This window comes from Bacteroides sp. 214 (assembly GCF_010501015.1).
Classification (GTDB): Bacteria; Bacteroidota; Bacteroidia; order Bacteroidales; family Bacteroidaceae; genus Bacteroides.
Genome location: NZ_QVML01000001.1, coordinates 221,537 through 246,278, shown reverse-complemented (window position 1 = coordinate 246,278; position 24,742 = coordinate 221,537). Strand labels below are relative to the sequence as shown.

The 24,742-nt window shown below is 42.2% G+C and carries 11 protein-coding genes; 6 read left to right on the top strand and 5 right to left on the bottom strand.

What is annotated here, in order from left to right; translation table 11 throughout:
* Nucleotides 1–203: 203 nt before the first annotated feature.
* The 5 genes from D0T50_RS00910 to D0T50_RS00890 form a co-directional block, all read right to left on the bottom strand.
* A complete protein-coding gene (locus tag D0T50_RS00910) occupies nt 204–4,574 on the bottom strand; it encodes an ATP-binding protein (RefSeq protein ID WP_239058173.1) in 4,371 nt (1,456 codons plus the stop codon).
* A 42-nt stretch (nt 4,575–4,616) separates the two neighbouring features.
* Nucleotides 4,617–6,029 (bottom strand): glycoside hydrolase family 28 protein, encoded by a 1,413-nt coding sequence (locus tag D0T50_RS00905; protein WP_239058172.1) that lies wholly within the window; start codon nt 6,027–6,029, stop codon nt 4,617–4,619.
* A 298-nt stretch (nt 6,030–6,327) separates the two neighbouring features.
* Nucleotides 6,328–6,654 carry a hypothetical protein gene (locus D0T50_RS00900; RefSeq protein ID WP_239058171.1) on the bottom strand — a complete coding sequence of 109 codons (327 nt, stop codon included), beginning with the start codon at nt 6,652–6,654 and terminating at the stop codon, nt 6,328–6,330.
* A 119-nt stretch (nt 6,655–6,773) separates the two neighbouring features.
* The gene (locus D0T50_RS00895) at nt 6,774–8,891 is read right to left on the bottom strand and encodes a RagB/SusD family nutrient uptake outer membrane protein (RefSeq protein WP_163221024.1); all 2,118 of its coding nucleotides are present in this window, start codon (nt 8,889–8,891) and stop codon (nt 6,774–6,776) included.
* Between the two features lie 50 nt (nt 8,892–8,941).
* The gene (locus tag D0T50_RS00890; RefSeq protein ID WP_163221023.1) at nt 8,942–12,097 is read right to left on the bottom strand and encodes a TonB-dependent receptor; all 3,156 of its coding nucleotides are present in this window, start codon (nt 12,095–12,097) and stop codon (nt 8,942–8,944) included.
* Nucleotides 12,098–12,457: 360 nt separating this feature from the next.
* Between D0T50_RS00890 and D0T50_RS00885 the strand changes: the two genes are divergently transcribed.
* The 6 genes from D0T50_RS00885 to D0T50_RS00860 all read left to right on the top strand — a co-directional run bounded on the left by D0T50_RS00885 (nt 12,458) and on the right by D0T50_RS00860 (nt 24,715).
* A complete protein-coding gene (locus D0T50_RS00885; RefSeq protein WP_163221021.1) occupies nt 12,458–13,591 on the top strand; it encodes a glycoside hydrolase family 88 protein in 1,134 nt (377 codons plus the stop codon).
* Between the two features lie 142 nt (nt 13,592–13,733).
* On the top strand, nt 13,734–15,005 hold the full coding sequence (locus tag D0T50_RS00880; RefSeq protein WP_163221019.1) for an acetylxylan esterase: 1,272 nt from the start codon (nt 13,734–13,736) through the stop codon (nt 15,003–15,005).
* A gap of 554 nt (nt 15,006–15,559) precedes the next feature.
* Complete coding sequence (locus tag D0T50_RS00875; protein ID WP_163221017.1) at nt 15,560–17,950, top strand: fasciclin domain-containing protein; 2,391 nt, start codon at nt 15,560–15,562, stop codon at nt 17,948–17,950.
* An 8-nt stretch (nt 17,951–17,958) separates the two neighbouring features.
* A complete protein-coding gene (locus D0T50_RS00870; RefSeq protein ID WP_163221015.1) occupies nt 17,959–21,282 on the top strand; it encodes a SusC/RagA family TonB-linked outer membrane protein in 3,324 nt (1,107 codons plus the stop codon).
* 13 nt (nt 21,283–21,295) lie between these two features.
* Entirely contained in the window at nt 21,296–22,888 is a 1,593-nt protein-coding gene (locus D0T50_RS00865) for a RagB/SusD family nutrient uptake outer membrane protein (protein WP_163221013.1), read from the top strand.
* An 18-nt stretch (nt 22,889–22,906) separates the two neighbouring features.
* On the top strand, nt 22,907–24,715 hold the full coding sequence (locus D0T50_RS00860) for a fasciclin domain-containing protein (RefSeq protein WP_163221011.1): 1,809 nt from the start codon (nt 22,907–22,909) through the stop codon (nt 24,713–24,715).
* The last annotated feature ends 27 nt before the right edge of the window (nt 24,716–24,742 follow it).

Below are 24,742 nucleotides of genomic sequence, written 5' to 3'. Positions count from 1 at the left end.
GTGTACAAATTACCTGCAATATTAAGATGTGGTTGTTAAAATATCTGTAATAATCGTACGTATAAAGGTAGATTTATTGCATTGAGGGTAAATATTCTACTAATCGAGGGTAATTATTTTACCTTTCCGACTGCTTTCTACCTCAGGAGTGACTGTTTTTTTGAATTATTTCACTGGCTTCTGGTAGCAAACTGACTGAAAAATTATTCTCTATACTCGGTAGGTGTTACTCCAAATTTCATTTTGAAGCATTTACTGAAGTAATGCGCATCGTTAAACCCTACTTCGTAGGCTACTTGCGAAATAGTGAGGTCGGTAGTTTTGATAATTTCAGCAGCACGGTTCAAGCGGATGTCTCTTAAAAATTCCACAGGCGAGAGGCCTGTCAGGCTTTTAATCTTTTTGAAGAATAGATTTCTTCCCATACCTATTTCCTGTGCCAGATCTTCTACTTTGAGATTTCCATTGCCAATGTGCTTTTCTATCGCTTTAAGAAGACGTGCCATAAAGAGTTGGCTATTGGAAGGAATAGTTTTTGTAAGTGGCTCTGCAGTAGATGTATCGGCAGGAAGCAACGACCGATAGTACTGTTGCAGCTTGCCCCGCTGAGTTAATAAGTTCAGTACACGGGCATGGAGGTAATTGGCATCAAAGGGCTTGGTGATATAATCGTCGGCACCAAGTTCAATACCTTCGATACGGTTTTCTACGGTAGATCGTGACGTTAGCAGAATAACCGGGATGTGACTTATTCCTACATCGGCACGCAATTCGGATAACATTTCTATACCGTCTTTCACAGGCATCATCACATCGCTGATGATTAGTTCGGGAACATGCAATTGCGCCAATGCCAAAGCTTTTTCTCCATCTTCGGCTTCAATCACAAAGAAATCGGACTCGAAGATGGAGCGCAAAAACAGTCGCAGGTCTTCATTGTCTTCTACTATGAGGAGGGTTCTTTTTTCAGCTTCGTTGTTGGTGGCGAGAGGTTCTTTTAACTCTTTGGCGGAAATGCCCAATGCCGAAACAGTATCTACGTTATAAACATAGGCAACCTCATTGTCTTCTTGCAGGAACTCTGTGGAGGGGTCAAAATGTGTTTTTCCTTTTTTAAGCGTCAGGGTAAAAACACTCCCCTGCCCCGGCTGGCTGTCTAAAGATATTCTGCCATTATGCAGCTCTATCAACTCTTTGGTTAGCGAGAGTCCGATACCTGTGCTTGCCTGATTGAATACATTTTCGGTAATGGCTGTTTCGAAGCGTTCGAAAAGATGTTTTTGTTTTTCTTCGGGGATACCTATTCCTTCATCACAGATATTTATTTGTATGTCGTGATTGTTTTCCTTGATTACTATTTCTATTTTTCGTCCCTTTGGCGTGTACTTAAAAGCATTGGCTATCAAGTTGAAGAGCATCTTCTCAAACTTTTCCACATCTACCCAAAGAAGAGCGGCGGTTAGCTCTGTTTGCAGAACAAAGGTTATCTGCCGTTCCACAGCCAAAGCGGTAAAGCAATCCATCACCTGCCGGGTGAAGGCGATTATCTCCGTTTGCTGCACCCTCATCTTCATTTTATGATTTTGTATTTTCCGGAAGTCGAGTAGCTGGTTAATCAAGAAATTCATCCGATTGGTATTTCTATCCACTAACAGTAGGTCTGCCCGCGCTTCGGGAGTTAAATCGTTGCGACTAAGCACCTTCCGCACAGGAGCCGAAATAAGCGTGAGCGGTGTGCGTAGTTCGTGCGATATGCTGGTAAAAAAGCGAATCTTAAGATCGGACATTTTCTGTTCCATATTCACTTTATGCCGCAAGCGATAGAATGTGAAGAGTATGTAGACCACAGCAAACACAAAAAGCATCCAAGCAAATGCATAGATTAGATATGCCCATGGAGTTTCCCAAAACGAAGGTAATATTTGTATTGCGAGTGCTCGTGTATTATCCACCCATACACCGTCACTGTTGGTAGAGCGTATTTCGAGAGTGTAATTCCCTTTAGGAATATTGGTGTAGTTGGCTACTGGTATTTTACCGCTTTGGTTCCAACGCTCCTCAAAACCTTTCAGCCGATACATATAGGAAATGTTGTGCGGGTTGGTCATATCTATAGCAGCAAACCGGATGCTGAAAGACTTCTGCTTATGACTCAACACCAGTTTGGATATTTCGTCTATATTACTCGAAAGGATGTGTGTGGCATCGCCCGGAGTAATTACTTTATCGCTTAGCTGCAACTGAGAAATAACGATGGGCGGAATATAGGCTGATTTGTTTACTGTTTCGGGATTGAAGCAGAGTAAGCCTTGCTGTGTATTGAGCATTAGAGTGGCGTTTTCTTGCGAATAATAACCCACGCCATCATTGAAGCGTATTGATTCGGGGAAGTCCTTGGTAGAGAAGTTTTCGAACTGCTCGGTTTCGGGATTGAACTTAGAGAGTCCTTCGGCTGCTACAATCCAGATATTGCCTTGAGCGTCTTCGATCATAGAGAGGAGTATGTCCGACAATAGCCCATCTTGCTGTGTATAGGTCTTGAATTTCGCTTCCCCGTGTTCGTAAGAGAGCAAACGGCTAAACCCTCCACCAAAGGTTGCCGCGTATATTTCGCCACGTTTGGTTTTAAGAATGAATTGCACATCGCTATTGCCTAAACTGTATGGGTTTCCTGATTCATTCTTAATGTTTTCGAATTGCAGTTTAGAAGGGTTTTCAAACTTCTCATCGAACACAAAGATACCATCCGTAGTGGCAAGCCATAACTTTCCATTATGGTCGGTTATCATGTGGCGTGTCCTACTTATTTTTACCGGATAATTCTTGAGTTTGTTGCGCCAATTAATAAAGCGGTAAGTACCGTCTTCTGCTTTTTCGAGGTAATTGATACCGCCAAGCAAGGTTACAAACCACATGCGCTGTTCATCATCTTCGAATATATGAAACACATCGTTGTAGCTCAAGCTGAAAATATCTTTTTCATCATTCAAGAAATGCGATATGGTGAATGTATTGGGCTGTTTTCCGGGAGTAAGAGCCATGACACCATATTTCTTAAATCCCATCCAGATAGTACCTTCGTGGTCTTGTACGATGGTATTTGCACGAATACGTAATGTGTTCTTGGTTTTGGATAGCGTCCCGTCTTTTTGCAGATAACCTAAGAATTGGTGATTTTTATCATACACACCAATACCACGATGTGCATAACCTACCCATGTGCGTCCTTCGCGATCCATAAATACGGATCGATTGTTTATTTGCTCCTGCCTTAGCTGGGGTGGAGCATGAAAAGCGAAATGTTCGCTTTTGCTGGCTATCTTCTCTATTCCATTGGATTGTGAGCTAAGCCACACATTATCCTGCCTATCCATGTAGACGAACATTACCAAATCAGAATCGCGCCAACCGTCCAACAGTTGTTTGTTGTACAGGGGAACGAGCTTTTTATTTTTCCGGTCGTAACTGGCAAAACCTCCTCCTGTGGGGTGTATATATAGATTTCCGTACGAATCCTCCACTATTATTTGTGGATAGCGTCCGTCGGTAATCAGATTTCCATGCCTGTCGTGTATTTCATACCGCCTCATTTCGCCCGTTTGTGGGTTGAAGTGTGTTACACCATTTGCTTTTTGCTGTATCCACAATTCACCGTAAGCATCTTCGTATATGAGTCTAACTGCATTATCAGACATCACTTTGTGGGTTGCGGTGGAGAAATGCTGTTTCTCTTTACCATCAGTGTTCATCAGGAAGAAACCGTCTGTTTCGGTACCACAACAGAGTTTGCCACTGGTTAGTAGCTGTAGGTTTATAATGCGTGTTCTGACGGGAAGTTGCAATATTTCATAACGCCCCGTTGCTTTGTGGTATTTCCACACTTCTCCATTTTCGGAGGCAAAGTAAAGATATTCGACTCCTTCCTGCATATCTAAAAAGGCCTGCTTTATGGGTATAGGGAAGTAAATAGAGTCGTTTTCTGTATATCTGTAAAGCCCCATTCCGGTAAGTAGCCAACTATTTCCATCATTGTCGGCAAATACTTTGTGATAGTCTTTACTATTGGTTGATAAATTGAGTTCCTGCGAAATGTTTCGAGGCTGAATCTCTTGGTCTTTAGGGTTGGTTGTATATAGAATTAACCCATTGTGTTCGGTTATGAGCCATGTTTGTCCGTTGGGAAGCACGAAATAATCCTTTACATACTCATCTTCTTTGAGTACGGCAGATATATCTTCTTTATGCGTATTGAGTCGTGAAATTCTATTGTCATAACCCAACGCCCATATAAACCCAAAGGTATCTTCTTTTATAGAAAGAATACGGTTGCTGAGAAAATGGCTCTGAGGATTGACAGAGTTTTTGTAATTCCGGAAACTGTAACCATCGAAACGATAGATGCCATCCCACGTGGCAAACCACATTAACCCTTTATGATCTTGCAGTATAGAGCTTATTGTGTTTTGCTGAAAGCCATCTTCGACCGTGTATTGTTTAAAAAAGTAGGATTGTTGTGCTCGAACGGTTGCGAACAAGCACAACAATAATAATGTTATGAGATGATTGCGTTTCATTTGCATTAGATATGCAATGATAAGGAAAAAAACTTGTTTTTCCTAATTATAGTCCGGATACTCCAACATCACCTTAGCATCTCCTGTGAAGGTATCGAAACTAACATTTTCCTCCACGATATTCTCCGTAAACTGTACGTGCTTTACAAACTCGGTAATTGTATCTACGTGTACGTTCTTTATCTCTACGTTACGTATCGGCAGCCGTTCATCGCCCTTGAGGTCGTAGATGGCTTTGGCATTGGCACAAGAAACATTGTTAAGGTAGATACCTTCTATTTTTGTAATGCTTGTTTCATAGGTTGGCACAAGATTTTTCCATTGATAGAGCACATCAGTATCTATTTCGAGTACGCGCAAGGTAGAGCCACAGGTAACGTTTTGCATAGTTATGTTCTCTACAAAGCCGCCACGACGGTGGTTTGATTTGATGAAGAAGAAACGATGCACAGACTTCGTTGCATGGCAATTGTCCATATAGACATTGCGTACACCCCCCGAGAGTTCGCTTCCGATACCCAGCAGCGTATGTCCGTCGCGTATTTCGCAGTTACGAACCACGATGTTTTCGCAAGGGGTATTCAGTCGCCACGCATCGCGGTTGCGGCCTGCTTTAATAACCACAGCATCATCTCCCTGGTCAAAAATACAATCTTCTATCAGGAAGTTGCGTGACATTTCAAGGTCTACCCCATCGTTGTTATGACCGTGAGCATACACATCGAGGTTGCGCACCACTCCACCGTCGCACATAAAAAGATGTATTGTCCAGAAAGGGCTTTCGCGAATCACGAAGTCCTCCAGCAACACGTTCTTACAACGGTTAAAATGAATAAGGTGCGGGCGCAGATTATTGTCGTTCACTGCCATCTGACGTTCTTCGACCGGCACATCGGTAGATGCCCAATGATATAGTTGTGCCAAAGCATCCATGTGTGGTTTTGGTCGTTTGAACCATACCTTCCAATTATCCATATAGGGTTTCAACGTACCCTTTCCGGTGATGGCAACATTCTCACAATCGAAGGCATAGAGCAACGGAGAATAGTTATAACACTCCATACCCTCCCATGAGGTCATCACAGCAGGAAGATAATCGGCAGGATTGTCCGTAAAGCGCAATACCGCACCTTCCTCTAAATGTAGATTTATGTTGCTTTTGAAATGAACTGGTCCTGTAAGCCACTCACCAGCAGGAACTACTACCCTACCACCTCCTTTTTGGTTGCAAGCATCTATGGCTTTAGCAATGGCTTCGGTATTCATGGTTTTACCATCTGCCACAGCTCCAAAGTCGGCTATAGAGAAATCCTTTTCGGGATAGATAAAGACTTTTATTGGTTCCATGTGGAAAGGCGCTTCCACAGTAATAGTTTCGTACTGAGGCTTGGAAGTTGTACACGACAGCAACAGCAATACGCCGCATAAGAACGAAGTGTTTTTCAAGATATTCATGTTTGTTTTGAATTTATTGTTTAATGGGTACAAAAATAAGAGGAAAGAAGGAAAGCTAGTAGATAAAATGGTACATATTTATGGAAAATAATACACGGTTGGATGCTTCGTTGATAAAGGTGTGAATTATGAACCTCAAAGAGAGAGAAAGTGAGGTTCAAAAAGGTAGAAAGCAAACCCCAAAAGAAAGAGAAATAAACGTCAATAAATGGAGGGTGTAGGGATAAAAAGACAGGAGTGCGCCGTGGCGCACTCCTGTGAATTAATTGGATGTTAAACTGGTTAGTTAGATGTTTAGTTACTTCTTCTTAACCCATATTCCTTCAAAAAAAGGCGCTTCACCCCGAAGGTTTCCTTCATCCGTCTTATACAGGCGGGCTTTTATTGTTGAGTTAATGTGTATAATATAAGTATCTCCTTCCTGTGTGTATCGGGTAGTAAAAGTCAGTGGACCAGGGACAACGTATCGACACAATGTGTCATTCAAAAAATCAATATAATCTATTTCGGGAGTACCACCCACTAACTCATAGTGCTGCGATTTTGGCGACTGCATACATCCTGTAACACACACCAAAAACACCACAGAAATTGTCAGCCAACGACCTATTATTTTCTTCATCATACATTTCTTATTAATCATAAAAGAATCCCTCCAAAAACAGAGACCGAATTCTACACTCTTTCACAAGGTAAAACCCAGTCTCTTTATTTTCAATGAACGAATCCTGTTATTAAATTACATTAATAACCTGTATTCTGCCATTTTGCCTTTTGTTCGTTAGACAGATTAGTACCATCTTCATTTTGCAACTGATCGATAAATGTTTGCGGAATAGGACGAAGCAAATGCTTATCAGACACATTAGCTGCTGCTTCTGGGTTAAACAGTTTGGCACGCTTAACTAAAGTTTTGGTACGGCTCAACTCTTCCCAACGATTCCATTCACCTAAACATTCACGTGTGCGTTCATTCAGAATAAAGTTAATCAAACGCTCTTTGTCACCGCTTACTCCCATAGAAGAGAGAATAGCTTCATCTTCTTCGGGCAATGAAGAATAGCTGGCAATTTGCAAGTTAGAAGCATCAGTAGTGCGTTCAATACCTGTTGATAGATAGTAAGTACTCTTCTGTATGAATGAAACTTTGAAAGCATCACGGTTTGTCAATATCTTACCCGATTTATCTTTGTTTTTCTTTGGGGTAGTAGCATCTGCTGTAGAGTTATCAGCATCACCACCATATTCTTTCAAGAAAGCCATTGAACCATCGGTGTAATATTCGCGGTCCTCATTGTTCTTCCACTCGGCACGCTTACGCAATTGGTTTACCGTAGCAATAGCTTCTGCAAACTTACCCATACGAACTTGTGCTTCTGCCTTAATCAGGTATGTTTCACCAGTACGAGCCATAATCACGTCGCGGTGCGCATCACCTTTTTCACCTGTGCGGCTACCGTCATCAGTTTTATTGATACCACAGAACACATTAGAGTCTGAAGATTTTCCACTAGCACCGTAATTGTACATAGCATATTTACCGCCCAAATAGACAGGAAACACATTAGGAACCCATTTATTTGTTTCAGGATGTACAAAAGTATGTTCTTGCCCTGCACGTCCAAAAGTTCCGTACGTAGTTTCGTTTTGAAAGCGAGGATCGTTCTTCTTGTTCAAGATGAAAGCAATACCAAGATCGCCCAAGTCGGGAGTATTTTCGGCAGCTACATATTTAGGTAATGTAGCCCAATGGTTAATACCATAAACCGTTTTAAAGGTCTTCCACATACGAGAATCGTTCACATTGTCGAAGATAGAGTAAGCATACTCTGTAGGACGACAGCGTTGGAAGTCCATACCACCAATATACTGACCACGTTGTACCCAACCACCGGAGAAGTTAGAGAACTGCGGAGTGAAATAGTTGTAAGTACGGTTACCATAACGACCTGTAGCAGAATTGGTATGCTGACAAGACATCAAGATTTCTGGTTGATCTTCATTCTTACAATCTGTACCTGTCCAGATGGAGTAAAGACTATTGTAGTCGGCAGATAGAGGACATGCAGCAATCACTTCATCACACAGAGACACGGCTTTACTTAAGTCTGTATCTGCTGGATAGGTTGAATTCCATCCGCTGCAACGCTCTGATTGACGATAAAGCAAGGATTTAGCAAAGAAATGTGCAGCTGTATATTTGGTCCATGTACCTATTCCACGCCATTTATTAGCAGGCAACAGGCTGTAAGCCATTTCAAAGTCGGCTATCACTTGATTCAACACATCTTCTTCAGTAGCACGTTCAAAGGTCTTTATTACATCTTCGGTTGCCTTAAGTTGCAATACCACTGCACCATATTGAGCAAATAAACGATAGTAATTGTAACCGCGCAGGAAGTAAGCCTCGCCCAAGCATTTGTTGCGAATGGCTTCATTCGTTACTCGGTCGGCATAAGTAATAATTTGATTGGCAGTAGCAATTCCAAAGTACATCTGATCCCACAATCCCGATACCGGGGGGCAGTTCTTATTAGCAGCACCTGTAGCCGGTGTACAATCCATGGCACCTAAACGATTGTCATATACATTCCAAGGTTCAGCCGTTAAGTCAGAACCGTTAGTAAACTCGTCTGTACCATAAAGAGTAATGCCATATGCCCATTCGTAGCCAAAGTGCCAACGAATGTTTCCATACAAAGCGGTAGCCAAATCTTGAATACCTTGCGCACTCTCAAAATATTGAGTAGTATAGGCTGTGCGGTTGTCTTCGTCCAAGAAACTTTCGCTGCACGAAGATAAATTCGCCAAAGTTATAATGGCCAAGCCCGCAATAATTAATTTACTATTTATCTTTTTCATATAATTCTGTATAATATTTATAGAATATAAAACTTAAGAACACATTACGTTTAGAAACCAATTTGCACACCAAATGTGAATCCACGGTTATAGTATGTAGTACCCAAGTCAAGGTCCATGAAATCAACTGATGAATAAAGATTACCCAAGTTTTTTCCTTGCGCATAGAGTTTCAATGATTCAATACCAATCTTCTTACAAAGAGAGCGATCGAAGTTGTAACCCAAAGAAATATTGCGAATTTTCAAGAACGAAGCTTTTTTATAGCCTAACAAACTGGAATAAGAGTCACCACCGGCTGTGTTATATACTGGTTTCTGCCAATCAGCATTTGTATTATTAGGTGTCCAGTAGTCTATTTTGCGTTGATTGTACATACCATATTGAGCTTCACCACCAGTGCTAATCATATAGCCAAAACGACCGTTCAATTCAATATTCAATTCGAAGTTCTTCCAGCTGAAGTTGTTAGTCCAACCCAACACCCATTTCGGATCTTTATCACCCAAAATAACACGATCCTCATCATCAATTAAATAGTCACCATTTTGGTCTTTTGGGCGAACGCTACCAGCAGTAAATTTATGACCATTGGCATTAAATTTATCCATCTCAGCTTGGTCTTCTACCTGCCAGATGCCTTCGTTTTCAATACCGTAGTGTACACGGATAGATTCGCCTATGAACCAAGCGTTAGAGATATCATCTTCTTTACCGTTAGAGAGCTCTACAATTTCTTCTTTAGAGTAAGAAGCATTGATAGTAGAAACCCACTCAAAGTCTCTTGTTTGCACCGGAATTAGGTTCAAAGACAGGTCAATACCGAAGTTCTTTGTTTCCCCCACGTTGGCAACAGTAGAGCTAAAGCCTGTCAGGGTAGGTATTTTCATATCTAGCAATAAGTCATTGGTATTAGAGTGATAGATATCGAGAGCACCACCGATACGTCCGTTCAAAAAGCCAAAGTCAACACCATAGTTGAACTGAGTTGTTTTCTCCCAGCCTAATTTTTTGTTCGACATACCTACTTGATCTTTAGTATAGTAAGGTTCGTTGGTAGCATAAGCTTGTGACAACACATTACCAAAAGGAACGAAGAAAGCCTGAATGTTACCCAGTGTTCCATAAGCGCCTACATTAGAATTACCGGTAACACCGACGCCTAAACGAAGTTTCAACTGGCTAATCCAAGAAACATCTTTCAAGAAGTCTTCTTGGTCAATACGCCAACCCAAAGCTGCCGAAGGGAAGAAATCCCACTTATTGCCCTTAGCTAACTGAGAAGCACCGTCATAACGACCGGATATGGTCAACAAATAACGATCTTTGTACGAGTAGTTTACACGAGCCATATAAGAAGCCATTTGCTTTTCTGTTAAGCCAGTACCCATACCTGCACCATAAGTTGCAGCGTCTGTAATGTCCACACTACCCATATTGTACCACCAAAAGTGTTCGTTAGGAATTTGCGAAGCACTCATTTTGCCGTTTTCTGCATTGTGTGTATCTGCACTTTGAAGCAAAGTAACAGTAAACGCATGATCGTCGATGGTTTTGTTATAAGTAATCAAGTTATCCAACGTCCAAGAAAGGTAGCGTGTAGTATTATAACTAGCATAGTTCTTACCACCGGCACGACCTGCAGATTCTTTACTTAAGAAGATACCTTGACGTGTGTGACGAAAATCAGGACCAAAAGAAGACTTAAACGTCAAGCCTTGCAGAGGTTCCCACAGTTTACCGAAATCTATTTGTGCATAAAAACTACCCAATGCGCGGAAAGTTTCACGATTATCGGTAGATTTTTTCCATTCATCAATTACAGTCAACACATTGGTTACAGAGCCACAAGGATTGTTAATAATTTCGCCTTCGTCTGTGTAAGGTACACCATAGCGAGGAATAGCTTTAGCAGCACTATAAATATCAACCGGACCAGAATTGGTCCCTACCTGACCTGTACGTGAGTAACCATAGTCTTGAACAGACCAAGAAGCATTTACAGATCCACCCATCTTGAACCAAGGCTTAGCTTGAATATCAACAGATACGGCAGCATTGTAGCGTTCGTACACCTGCCCTTTTTGAGTTCCTTCATTCTTCAAATATCCGAGAGAGAAGAATGACTGAGCATTTTCTGTACCCGAAGTAGCACTCAAGGTATGTTCGGTGGTGATACCGGTTTGCGTAACAATACCTGCCCAATCGGTGTCAGTTACCTTACTTCCATCCCACTGACCATTCACCCAACCTTTCATCACATTGGCAGTAGCCCAAGGGTCATCACCACCAAAGTAGTCAAGGTCTTTCGCTTGATCTGGTTCGTCACCGCGTGGATTACCTGTAGGATTGACGTTGTGTTTAGCCCAACGACGCCAGGTAATATAATCGCTAGCACTCATGGCAGGAGATTTATCTTTCAAATTTTCAAAAGTCACAGAACCTGAATAGTTCAACTTCAAAGCACCTACTTTACCACGTTTGGTTGTTACCAGAACAACGCCATTGGCACCACGGCTACCATAAATAGCAGTAGAAGAGGCATCTTTTAAAATATCAATAGATTCAATGTCGCGGGGATTGATGGATTCGATACTACCAGAGATCAAAGGCACACCATCTACTACATACAATGGGCCCTGTCCAGCCGTGATAGAACGTGTACCACGAATACGGATACTTCCTACGGTACCCGGACGTTCACTAGAAGTGATATCCACCCCAGCAACTTTACCTTGAAGTGCTTCAAAAGCATTGGCTACGGGCTTAGCGTTCAGTTCTTTCTCACCTACACTAACCATAGCTCCCGTTACGTCGCTCTTCTTTTGTACACCATAACCTACAACCACTACTTCGTCTAGCATTTCGGTATCTTCCTTCAATACAACACGGATGTTGTTGGAAGCACCTAAGCGCACGGTTTGTGTTACATAGCCAATGTAGCTTACCTTAAGGGTAGCACCGTCGGCAACATTGTTCAGTGTAAACTGACCATCCACATTCGTAATAGTACCGTTTGTTGTTCCATTCACAGTAACATTGGCGCCAATAATGGCTTCGCCAAGACCGTCGACAACAACCCCCGTTACAGACTTTCCTTGTGCAAACGCAAGCGTAGATGCCGCAAGGAATAACATTACAAACAAAATTCTAGGGAATTTGTCCATAAGGCAGAAATGCCTTAAACTTTTCTGACTGTTTTCCATATTAAATATTAGTTTAACAAAAAATTAATAATACTCGATATATTATCTAAAAATCGGGTACAATCCAATGATGCTTCATTAAATTGTGCAACAAAAATACACCGGAAGTTAAAGAACTAGAATAGACGATTGTACAAATGTCTGTAATTTCATAACCAGAAGCCATATTGTACAATATTACATGTTTGTACAATATTACATGCCCTAGAATAATGACAGAGAACATCCGGAGGATTTTCGCATTATGCAATTTGTATGGAAAGCAATCAATCTGTATTATTATCTATTTCAAAAGCAAGTGACATACGCTTACTTTGTATGCAGTAAACAACCGATATAATATACAAAGAATAATATGCCATGAAAAAAATCACAGTAACATTACTCCTAACGCTTATTTGCTCGTTCGCATACGTGCAAGCACAGACAACACAACCTAGCCAAAGAGAAATTCTTCGCGCATGTATTAAAGTAAACGATTACTTTATGGAAAAATATGCCGACTACACAGCCACATCCAATGTAGGAAGAGTGCGCCCCAGTAACATCTGGACTCGTGGGGTGTATTACGAAGGACTGTTAGCCTTACATACCATCTTTCCACGCGAAGATTATTATAAATACGCGTACGATTGGGGAAGCTTCCATAAATGGGGAATGAGAAACGGTAACACCACTCGTAATGCCGACGACCATTGTTGCGGACAAGCTTACATAGATCTATATAATATGTGTCCATCGAATCCGGAAATGATTCGTAACATTAAAATATCTATGGATATGTTGGTAAACACTCCACAGGTAAATGACTGGACATGGATTGACGCGATACAAATGGCTATGCCTATTTTAGCTAAATTCGGAAAAATGTATGGCGAACAAAAGTATTATGATAAAATGTGGGATATGTATGAATACTCGCGCAATACACATGGAGGCAAAGGACTTTACAATCCGGAAGATGCACTATGGTGGCGTGACGCAGACTTCTGCCCTCCTTACAAAGAACCCAATGGCGAAGATTGTTACTGGTCGCGCGGAAACGGTTGGGTATATGCAGCATTGGCACGTGTACTCCAAGAAATACCTGCCGACGAAACACACCGCAACGATTACATTGCCGACTTCCTCGCTATGACCAAAGCCTTGAAAGCGTGTCAACGCGAAGATGGTTTTTGGAATGCAAGCTTACACGACCCCACTAACTTCGGTGGAAAAGAAACTACAGGAACCTCTCTCTTTGTCTATGGTATGGCATGGGGTATCAACAAAGGAATTCTCAATAAAGAAGAATATCTTCCTATCATAACCAAGGCATGGAACGCTATGGTAAAAGATGCTGTGCATCCAAATGGATTCTTAGGATATGTACAAGGAACAGGTAAGGAACCAAAAGACGGACAACCAGTGACATACACCAGTGTAGCCGATTTTGAAGACTACGGCGTAGGTTGTTTCTTGCTTGCCGGAAGCGAAATGTATAAACTTAAATAAAGGGATTAGGGATCAATTGTTTTTAATGGGTAGATACGGTAGCTGCAATCTCGTTATCAAACGAAGCAGTTACCGTATTTTTTTATACCTTTGTTTGCAGGAAGAGTTTTTAACAACAAAACAATATAATAAGAACACAACCATGAAAAGAATCATTTACCTTACTTGTGCCCTTTTTATTACATTGGGCAACATCATTGCGCAACCCACCCAAAAGCGCGTAACTATCATTATCTCACCCAACCATGCCAACTGGCAGTATAAAGTAAAAGAGGAAGCTACATTCCGCATTCAGGTATATAGGGATAATGTATTGATGAAAAACGTAGCCATAGACTATGAACTTGGTCCTGAACAATTCCCAACCGAAAAGAAACAGGACGTAGTATTAAAAAATGGCGAACTTACGTTGAAAGCATCCATGAAGACACCCGGTTTTCTTCGCTGCCGTGTTATAGCCAAAGATGACGGAATGCGCTACGAAGCACTAACCACCGTGGGGTACGATATAGAAAAGATACAGCCTGCCACACTTGATCCAAAAGATTTCGACGAATTTTGGTCTAAAGCCATTGCCGAAGCTCAGAAAACACCGCTCGACCCCAAAATGACGTTAAAGCCGGAGCTATGCACCTCTACACAAAACGTATATGAAGTGAGTTTTCAAAATCAACGCGTAGGTTCAAGAATGTACGGAATCTTAATCACTCCCAAGAAACCCGGCAAATATCCTGCTATACTAACCGTTCCCGGTGCAGGCATTCGCCCATATAGCGGACACAACTACGCAGATGATATCATTTCATTGCAAATAGGTATTCATGGAATGCCCGTAACACTACCACAAGAGGTATATAGTAATCTTGGTGCGGGTGCGCTGCAAAATTATAACCGTTATAGCATGAACGACCGCGATTTACATTATTATAAACGTGTGTTTACAGGTTGTGTGCGTGCTATCGACTTCATCTATCAGCTCCCCGAATTTGACGGAGAAACACTGGGAGTAAGTGGTGGTAGCCAAGGTGGTGCATTATCCATCATCACTGCCGGACTGGATTCGCGCATCAAGTTCCTGAACGCTTATTATCCTGCTATGTGCGACCACGCAGGCTATGTACAAAAACGTGCAGGTGGATGGCCACATTATTTCAGAACAGTAGAGCCTAAAGCAAATGAATTGGAAACACTGGCATACTTCGATGTAGTGAACTTTGCACGTCGTGTTAAAGTTATCGGTTGGTATAGCTGGGGATTCAACGACCCTACCTGCCCTCCCACTTCCATGCATGCGGCGTATAATGTAATACCGGGAGAAAAGTCCTTGAACTTAGATTTTAACACAGGACATTGGACACACCCCGAACACAGAGCAAAAGGAACACAATTCTTAATTGAACAGTGTAAAAAATAAAAAATCACCCTTCATTTTTATTATATGATTATGGACGACGAGTCGTTTGCTTATGGCAGACGGCTCGTTTGCTTATGGCAGATGACTCGTATGCTTATGGCAGACAGGACGTATGCCTATGGCAGACGAGACAAATACCATAAGCATTTGAAATAAGAGCTTTAAGCCGTGTCATTTCTGACTGTTTTCTGCTTCACTTCTCACTGTTTTTCGAACTGTTTCCCACTGTATTCTTACTACAAAAACAGTCACTACACAGTTTACTCATGTTCATAAAAAGGTAACTGTACATTTTTCAACCTTCAAGGAACATCTCTCCACTCCTCTCCTATTATAACCTCATACTTTTGTTGGCATTTAATATCATTTTATAATGGTGCAACAGGTATAATTTCTGCACACTTTTTGTGGATTTTTTGCAACCGACCAAATATTCCACCTCCTGCGTGCTTATTTTTAAGCCTCTATGTCCTATATTGTACTAACATTGCACTACCGAAATTATTAACGCACAAAATATTATTAATTCAATTATTGAAACTATGAGAGATGCCATGAAAACAAGTGCACTGTCTTTGCTCTTACTACTCTTCTTCGGAAGTTGTGAGAATGAAGTAGATTCGCACTATGATCGTCCCGACTGGTTGGAAGGTTCTGTTTATTCCATTCTGGAAGAAAAAGGAAATTTTTCCATGTATCTTGAGGCGGTAGATTCCACCTTGTACAGTCGCGTATTAAATGGAGCGGGAAACTACACCGTATTTGCTCCAAATGATGCTGCATTCACCAAGTTCCTTGCCGAAAAAGGATACACGAATGTTCGCCAAATCCCCAAAGAAGAACTGACTAAAATTATCGGTTACTCGCTTGTATACAACAAGTTCGAGTCTTCGCGCTTGGGTGATGTATTGAAGTCTTCGGAATGGATTGTGGGTAATTCCATCAAGAAGAACACCGCTTATTACAAAACCATTTACCAGGAACAGGTAAACGGAAAAACCGAATGGGTGGTCGACAACCTGAAAGAGGCAACGGCTGTTGTTACTCCGTACAAATACCTGCCCATCTTCACGAATACTTATTTCCAAACCAACGGATTGAACAGTAGCGACTACACGCACTTCTATCCTAACACCAATTTCTCGGGGTTAAACATTCCCGGTGGTAGTGTTTTGGCAAAAGATATTCATGCCATGAATGGTGTGATTCATGAAGTAGATGCCGTACCTTATCCTCTCGAAAACATCGACGAAGTGTTAAAACACGAAGAAAACAGTATGTTTAAGTCATTGTTGGATTATCAAACGGACGGTACTTATCTTTTTGCCAGCTATCAGGAATACAAAGCGCTGACAGAGGTATATAAGGATTTGTATCCCGACAGAAACATTAACTCACTCTATGTGAAGAAATATGCCGGACTGGTTTATTCTCCTAATATAGAGGAGTACACCATGAGTGGCTCTACTTTCAACTCGGAAGAACAAGGTTATACCCTGTTTGTGCCGAGCAACGAAGCTATGAGCGAATTCATAAACAACAAACTGCTGAAATATGCTAACTCCATCAGCGACCTGCCCACCGATGTACTGACCAACTTCATCAAAGCGCATCAGGCAGATATCATGGTGTGGCCATCCAAATATAAAGTAGCCCAAAATGGAAATAGCGAGTTCTTCAACGCAGCCGGATCTACCGGTCCTTCGTTCGAAGAAGATGGTATTACAGGTAAATATGTGGCAAGCAACGGATTTGTGTACAACATAGACCACGTAATAAAGAGCCGCTATTTTGAAACCGTATACTCCGAAATTCTTTTGAATCCGGAATACACATGGATTAATGCGTTGCTGAACAACACACTAACCTCTTTGCGCGATGAGTTGATGAAAAGTTCCATTACCGGAGAACTCGACCACAATGTAAACATCGTCATACCTTCTAATGCACTGCTTGCTGCCGATGGTTACGATTACAACGAAATAGACAAAACTTACACCAACAGCAATGTATTGGGAACCATCACAAAAGATGACCGTATCCGTAGGTTACTACGTTCGGGTATCTTTATGCGTGTGAAGAACGAAGATATCAACGCTGAAATCGTTGATTTTAGCGGTTCGCCCGAGTTAGGTTACGATGGTTTCGGTTATGCCGTGAACGACTATGGCGATATGGTTCGCTTCAAAGACAACAAGCTGCAAGCTATGGGTAATATCCTTAGCAACGAATGGGTAGAGGTAACCGAATTGGCTACGTTGAACAACGGGAAGGTATTCTCTATGGACGGATTATTACAATATAGTCCGCGTACCACCGACCCTAGCAATGTAGCGGGTTGGGAAGAACGCAGATTATACACTACGATATCAGAATATGTAGCTCAAAACCCGGATGCCTCTTTGTTCAAAAATTATTTAGATAAGACACTGCATGGAGTAGACAGCAACGGAAATCCTGTACTTACAGGTATCAGCAACTCCGGTTTCTACACCGTGCTCGTTCCACAGAACGACCAAATGGAACAAGCCATTGCCGATAAAGTCCTGCCTGCATTGGCTAATGTAACCGATGCCAATATAGCCGCCAAGAAACAAGCCTCCGACTTCATCAGTGCCTGTTTCCTTACGGGAACAGTTCTTCCCGATGACGGTGTACCCGCAGTGATGCCCGGCAACTACGCTAACTACACCATTTCAACGGTATATAAGGTAAACGAACCTTCGCTGGACTTGATTGCCGAGAAAACATCCATGGAAGTTACCAAGCCCGGTGGAATACTGAAATTTGCTCCCAAAAGCATAACCGAAGGTAACACAGTAAAGGTAGAAGGCATCAACGAAGCAACTGTGATACGCGGTATCACCAAGAGCAACTATATGGGTGCGCGGTCGGTGATTCACGCCATCGACAAATACCTGGCTTTCAAAGCACATGTTCAATAATTAAAGAGATGAATGACATGCAAAAAACAATCAATAAATACCTTGTTTTGATATGCTTGTGCTTCCTGCCGGGATTAATTTTGGCTCAAGGCAGCAAAGTAATGATTCGTGGGAAAGTAATAGCCGCTTTCGATAAAGAAGGACTTCCCTCGGCAAACGTATTGTTAGTAAATAAAGACGAACGTGTAATAAACCACGCTTCGACCGACCTTGATGGTAACTTTAGTATTCTTACCGAACCCAAAGCCGGCGATAAGCTGGTGGTGTCCTATATGGGATTTAAAGAATACAAAGCAGAAATAAAGAACAAAACCAATTTCACTATAGAAATGGAAGATGACGCCGCTGTACTGGAAGGCGTTGAAATCGTAGCCGAACGCCGTGTAAACACCGGTATGATGAACATTAACGAGAAAAACCTCACCATTTCCGCTAAACGCATCTCCATTTCCGAGATTGCCGATGACATGGCAGGTGCCGGTATCGACGACGCGTTACAAGGACGTATCGCAGGGGTAGACATCGTAGGAGGTTCGGGTGCACCGGGTACAGGGATGGACATTCGTATCCGTGGTACAAGTTCCATCAATGGAAACACACAACCACTTATCGTGGTAGATGGTTTTCCGTTTGAAACAGAAATATCTGCCGACTTCGATTTTGCCAGTGCCGACGAAGAGGAATATTCGCAAATGTTGAGTATTGCTCCCGAAGACATCATGGAAATTACCGTATTGAAAGATGCGGCAGCAACAGCCATCTGGGGTTCTAAAGGAGCCAATGGGGTATTGCAAATCACCACCAAACGTGGTGCGGTAAGCAAACCACGTGTATCTTACTCATTCAAGGCTACTTTCAAAGAAAAAGTAAAAGCCATCCCTACCCTGAGTGGAGAAGAGTATGTAACCATGATTCAGGAAGCACTCTATAACAGTGGAACGCTCTACGACCCTAAAGCTTATCCGGAGTTTGCGTATGATGTAAACCAACCGTTTTACTTCTACAACTACGGACAAAACACCAACTGGTATGATGCTGTAAGACAAACCGGTTTTACCCAAGACCATAACGTATCCATCAGTGGAGGTGGATCAAAAGCACAATATCGTGCGTCGGCTGGTTATTACGACCAGAAAGGTGGTGTAATCGGAACCTCTTACAACCGTATCAGCGCGCGTTTGAATGTAGACTACAACGTATCCGAAAAGATAAAGTTCAAAGCAAGTATGGCGTATACGCATGGAGTAAACGACAAGAACTACATTAGCTACTTAGACAAGAACGTGGATGTGAGCGGTATGGCATACAACCGTATGCCCAATATGAGTATTTACGAATACAATCACTTGGGACAACTCACCGGCAATTACTTTACTCCGCTTACATCGCCTCAGGGACAGTGGAGCTCTACCGCAGCTAAAGGTGGTTACTATAACCCCGTAGCTATGGCAAACGAAGGTATGTATCGCATTACAAACGACCGTATCACATCGAATCTATCGCTTTCTTATCACCCGTTGACATGGTTGCGCTACCAACTCGATGTAGGTTTGGATATCCTGAATGACAAATCAAAAGCTTTCTTGCCACAAACAGCTACGGGTCGTCCATGGAATGAAATCAGTGTAAACCGTGCCGATGACAAAGACCAGGAAGCTTTTTCTATCCAAACATTCAACAAGCTGATTCTCAGTCATGAGATAGAGAATCATAGCTTCTCAGGAGTATTTGGATTGAGCACATCCGAAAAGACTTCGCAAATGTATCGTGCCACAACCGGTAACAATGCCAGTCCGTATATGACCGACCCATCCAATCCTTCGCGTGTGGCTGGACAAACCATTATTGGAATTGCTTCGTCCAAATCGCTTAGTCGTAGCGTTTCCGCTTATGCCGACATGCACTACGGATTTATGGATCGTTACTTTGTGGGAGCCAATGTTCGTACAGAATCCAGCACCCGATTTGGAGAGAACTATCGTTGGGGTACCTTCCCTAGTGCATCTGTACGTTGGCGCGTATCGGGCGAACCATTTATGAAAGCACTTACCAGCTCGTTTCTGGATGAGTTTAGTTTGCGCTATAGCTACGGTATAAACGGGAATCAGCCTAAGTACGACTTCAGACACATCAGCCTCTACTCTATTTACGATTACACCTATTTGGGCGAGGCCGGTGTTTATCCTGCCAATCTGGAGGGTGTAAACCTTCGCTGGGAGAAATCGACACAACACAATATCGTGGTAAACTTCGCTGTGCTGAAGAATCGTATAAACGTAGAATTCGACTGGTATAACAAAAAATCGTCAGATCAATTCTTCTATGGTTTAGTAATACCTTCTACAACAGGGTTTTCCACTACCGATATCAACGCTGGTGTGATGGATAACAAAGGTTGGGAGCTCTCTATCAACACAGTGCCTTATCGCAATAAGAATTGGAGAGTTAGCTTCAACTTCAACATTGCACACAACCAAAATACCATTCGCGAAATATCCGAGCAATATCCGATGGAAAAAGGCTCTACTGTTGCCAATGGCAAATACCTGCGTCGCTTTGAGCTGAATCAACCGATTGGTTCGTTCTATGGATACAGATATAAAGGTGTGTATCTGAACGAAGACCAAACCATTGCCCGCGATGCCAAAGGAAACAAAATCTACACCTACAACGATAGCGGTGAGAGAATACCGGTGCAAATGCGCTTTGGTTATCCTTCTCTTGATTATGCGTTCCAACCGGGTGATGCGAAGTACGAAGATATCAACAAAGATGGTAACATAGACTATCAAGACATTGTGTACTTAGGTAACTCCAACCCTCGTTTTACGGGAGGTTTCGGTCCGAGTATTAAATATAAAAACATTACGGTAAATGCCTACTTCAACTTCCGTTATGGTAACGACATTATGAACAATGCCAAGATGAATATGGAGAGCATGTATACATTCAATAACCAAAGTACGGCCGTTTTGAAGCGTTGGCGTCATCCTTACAACGATGAATCCGAAGCGCCTGCCGACCTATTGCCACGAGCACTCTATAAAAAAGGGTACAACTACTTAGGATCGGATAGATATGTGGAAGATGGCTCGTTCTTGCGCTGGAAGTCGCTGACTGTGAAATACACATTCCCCAAAAAGCTACTGAACAAGACGATGTTCAAAGATGCTTCCATCTCTGCCATTGTACAGAATCTTTATATCTGGACGAACTACACAGGTCTCGACCCGGAAATCAAGATTAAGTCCGACCCCTTCGCAGGAGGAGTGGATGATGCCACAGTACCTCGTTCCAGAGATATAACATTAACCTTTAGTGCAACTTTCTAAATTCACACGATAAATGAAAAGATATAAAAACATATACGTATTCCTACTCATGTCGGCACTTGCGCTAACAATGGGAGGATGTGAAGAATGGCTCAATCTGGAGCCGAACGACGGAGTTCCCAGAGGTAAATTCTGGCGTACAAAAGAGGATGTACACGCTGCCGTAACAGGTATTTATGCTTCTTGCATAAACAAAGACCTCGTTACACGTATGTTCTTCTACGGAGAATTTCGCGCGGACTTGATTCAATCGGGTACCACCGGAAAAATAGCCGATGTGCAACGTGCCATCGAGGGTGAAATCTCCGACCAAAATGTATATTGCAAGTGGAACAGCTTCTACAACACCATTAACCTGTGTAATACCGTATTGGAATTTGCACCGGGTGTACAAGCCAAAGACCCCTCGTTTACGGATAAAATGTTGGCAGAGTATGAAGCCCAAGCCGTTGCAATACGTAGTTTGATGTATTTCTATTTGGTACGTACCTTTGGCGATGTACCACTTACAGAAGGTGCTTATATTGATACATCGCAAAACATGAACATTGCCAAAAGTCCGGCTGCAACGGTTCTAAACTCCTTAATTACCGACCTGAGAGCTGCCGAGAAAAATATACCTTATAGCTACGGCAGCAGTGAAAAAAACAAAGGAAAAGCAACTGTCTGGTTTGTAAAGGCACTTCTGGCAGACATCTATCTGTGGATGGAAAACTACGAGGAATGTAACAAACTGTGCGATGAAATCATCAAATCGGGTCAGTTCGCTCTTGTTCCCGTAAAACGCGAAGAGATACTTCTCGAAGGCGAAACAGAAGAAGATTTCGATGTTGTTTATCATGCCAATGAATCGGATATACAAGAGTTGTTCAATGTGATGTACTTTCAGGGCAACTGTGTGGAAAGTATCTTTGAATTGCAATTCTCTACCGAGCATACCAATCCTTTCTGGAGCTTAATGAGACTAAGTAGAGGTACGATTATGGCAAGAACAGATGTGTTGTCGGATCAATTCTTTATTCCAACCAATAAAGACGATAAGGACTATTATGACATTCGCGAAGGTTTATTGTCCAACAGAGGTTACATCTGGAAATATACCGGAACAGGAATTGGTGCAGCCGAAAGAGCTGAAACAGAAATGACTGCCAATTACATTATCTACCGCTTGGCGGAAATATACCTGATGAAAGCGGAAGCCTTGACTCAAATGGCTGTTGCTGCCGATAGTCAGGAGTATATGCAAGAGGCAAGAGAAGCACTTGAAAAGGTACGTGCCAGAGCCAATGCTGTAGAGGCAACCGACCTTACTTATGGAGAAACCACCTACGACGGTAGCACCATGGAGCGTTTTATACTACAAGAACGAGCTCGTGAACTGGCTTACGAAGGCAAACGCTGGTTTGATGTATTGCGTCAAGCCAAACGCAATAATTATGACGGGCTGGATTACCTCATGGAACTGGCATTGTGGAGTGCTCCTGCCGAAAAGGTACAGAGCTTGCAAACAAAGTACAAGAATTACGAGAGCCACTACCTGCCCATCTATAAAGATGAGTTGGAAGCAAACCCGTTGCTCGTACAAAACAATTTCTATAAAAATTAACCCATAAATGATACCATTATGAAACGTTTGAATAATGTAATGAATAAAGCACACACCAAATGGTGTAGCTATCTGATGGTTCTGACACTGCTGATAGCAGGTACTATTGCTTGCGAAGACGATCTGGCAAACTCTACGTACAAAACGGCGGAGGTTCCCATGATTGACGAATATATGGAGCAAAACAACCTCACTTCTTTTCTCGCGTTGGTTGAGAAAGCCGATTATCGCGGTATGCTTCATGCATATGGTTCATACACCTGCTTTGTGCCAACCGATGAGGCTGTTAAAGAATACCTCAACAAAGAAGGGTTGTCACTCGAAACCATCAGTAAAGAAGCGGCAGAAGCTATTGTAGGTTTCCACATCATCAATGACAGTATTCCTACCAGCGAATTTGTGGATGGACGTATGCCTTCGCAAAATATCAAGAAACACTACCTTACCACAGCGACCAAATCGGACGCAAGCGGTGAGGTGTATATTGAGATAAACCGCGAGTCGCGCATATTAACGAAAGATGTTGTACTAGGTAATGGTTATATCAACGTCATAGATAAAGCGTTGAAACTGGCAACAAAAACTGTAGCGGAGACAATTGCCGAACTACCCGATGCTCAATTTTCCATGATGAAAGAATGGATTCTTGAAACCGGATTTGAGGATGTGTTAGCTAAGGTAAATAGCTCCACGAGTACAGAGGTAAAGGATGATGAGAAATATGTTACGTACTTCCTGCATACCAATGAAGCACTAGCTGAGTTAGGTATCGAAACCAAAGAAGACCTACTGGTTCGTCTGCGCAGCAACACCCCCGATGTGACCGAAGATGATGAGCTGCTGCTCAACTACATTAAATACCATTGCGTACCGGGTCGTAAATACATTACTGACTTAATGTATGCGTCGGCACTTAGTACGTACGGTTCAAATGAAGTATTAACTTTCAAAATGACAAAAGAGCTGGATATCCTTATCAATGAATTCAAAGTAGATGAAATTGATGAAGACGGTATGCCATTAATAAAAGAAAGTGAATACTCTGACTTAACATGTGCCAATGGTGTAATACACTTGGTAGAAGGAAGTTTGGAAATCAAGAAGCGTAAACCATATCGTGTATATTGGGAAATGGATCAACCCGAAATGAGAGCACTGAAAGGATTCCGCAAGACAGGAACAAGTGTTTCGTTCCAAAAAGGAGAACTTTCGGAAATGACATGGGACGGACAGAACAAACCTTCGGTAACTTATATCTGCAGCATGCCTTCAAAGAATGACGACAATAATCTATTTACCTACGGCGACCGTGTTGATATTCGTGTGTGCACCAAAGTAGTGCAATGGATTGAAATGAAACTTCCGCTGCTGATTGAAGGTAACTACAAAGTGTGGGTAACTTACGGCAGACAAAGTAAAGGAACCAGCGTACGTGCTATCTTCAAGCAAGAGAATGAAGAAGACCAGATTTTGTCGAATATCTTCAAATCTACGAGTTACTCCACCCGTCACTTCTTGGATGCTGCGAAGACCAAATTAGACTACGACAAGATGGAACAAGAAGGTTGGAAGCAATACACCCCCAGAAACATCACCAACAAATCGGCAGGATTCCTATGGGGAGTTATCAAAGTTACAAGTACAGGACGCCACACATTGCGCCTCGAACCTACTGCAGCCGGTGGTGCAGCAGCACGCTATGACCAGATTCAATTTATTCCAATAGACGAAGATCAGATATGGCCTATGGTAGATGTAGCCGGATCATTGATTTATGCCAATACACCTCCATGCGAAATATGGCCGTATGACCTTGCTTGCGAATAATTAAGCCGAACTCAAAAAAGATACAGA

Bases quoted from the DNA above. Each gene is read 5' to 3' on its own strand.
- D0T50_RS00910 (WP_239058173.1), bottom strand. From the start codon at position 4,574: ATGAAACGCAATCATCTCATAACATTATTATTGTTGTGCTTGTTCGCA.
- D0T50_RS00905 (WP_239058172.1), bottom strand. From the start codon at position 6,029: ATGAATATCTTGAAAAACACTTCGTTCTTATGCGGCGTATTGCTGTTG.
- D0T50_RS00900 (WP_239058171.1), bottom strand. From the start codon at position 6,654: ATGATGAAGAAAATAATAGGTCGTTGGCTGACAATTTCTGTGGTGTTT.
- D0T50_RS00895 (WP_163221024.1), bottom strand. From the start codon at position 8,891: ATGAAAAAGATAAATAGTAAATTAATTATTGCGGGCTTGGCCATTATA.
- D0T50_RS00890 (WP_163221023.1), bottom strand. From the start codon at position 12,097: ATGGAAAACAGTCAGAAAAGTTTAAGGCATTTCTGCCTTATGGACAAA.
- D0T50_RS00885 (WP_163221021.1), top strand. From the start codon at position 12,458: ATGAAAAAAATCACAGTAACATTACTCCTAACGCTTATTTGCTCGTTC.
- D0T50_RS00880 (WP_163221019.1), top strand. From the start codon at position 13,734: ATGAAAAGAATCATTTACCTTACTTGTGCCCTTTTTATTACATTGGGC.
- D0T50_RS00875 (WP_163221017.1), top strand. From the start codon at position 15,560: ATGAAAACAAGTGCACTGTCTTTGCTCTTACTACTCTTCTTCGGAAGT.
- D0T50_RS00870 (WP_163221015.1), top strand. From the start codon at position 17,959: ATGAATGACATGCAAAAAACAATCAATAAATACCTTGTTTTGATATGC.
- D0T50_RS00865 (WP_163221013.1), top strand. From the start codon at position 21,296: ATGAAAAGATATAAAAACATATACGTATTCCTACTCATGTCGGCACTT.
- D0T50_RS00860 (WP_163221011.1), top strand. From the start codon at position 22,907: ATGAAACGTTTGAATAATGTAATGAATAAAGCACACACCAAATGGTGT.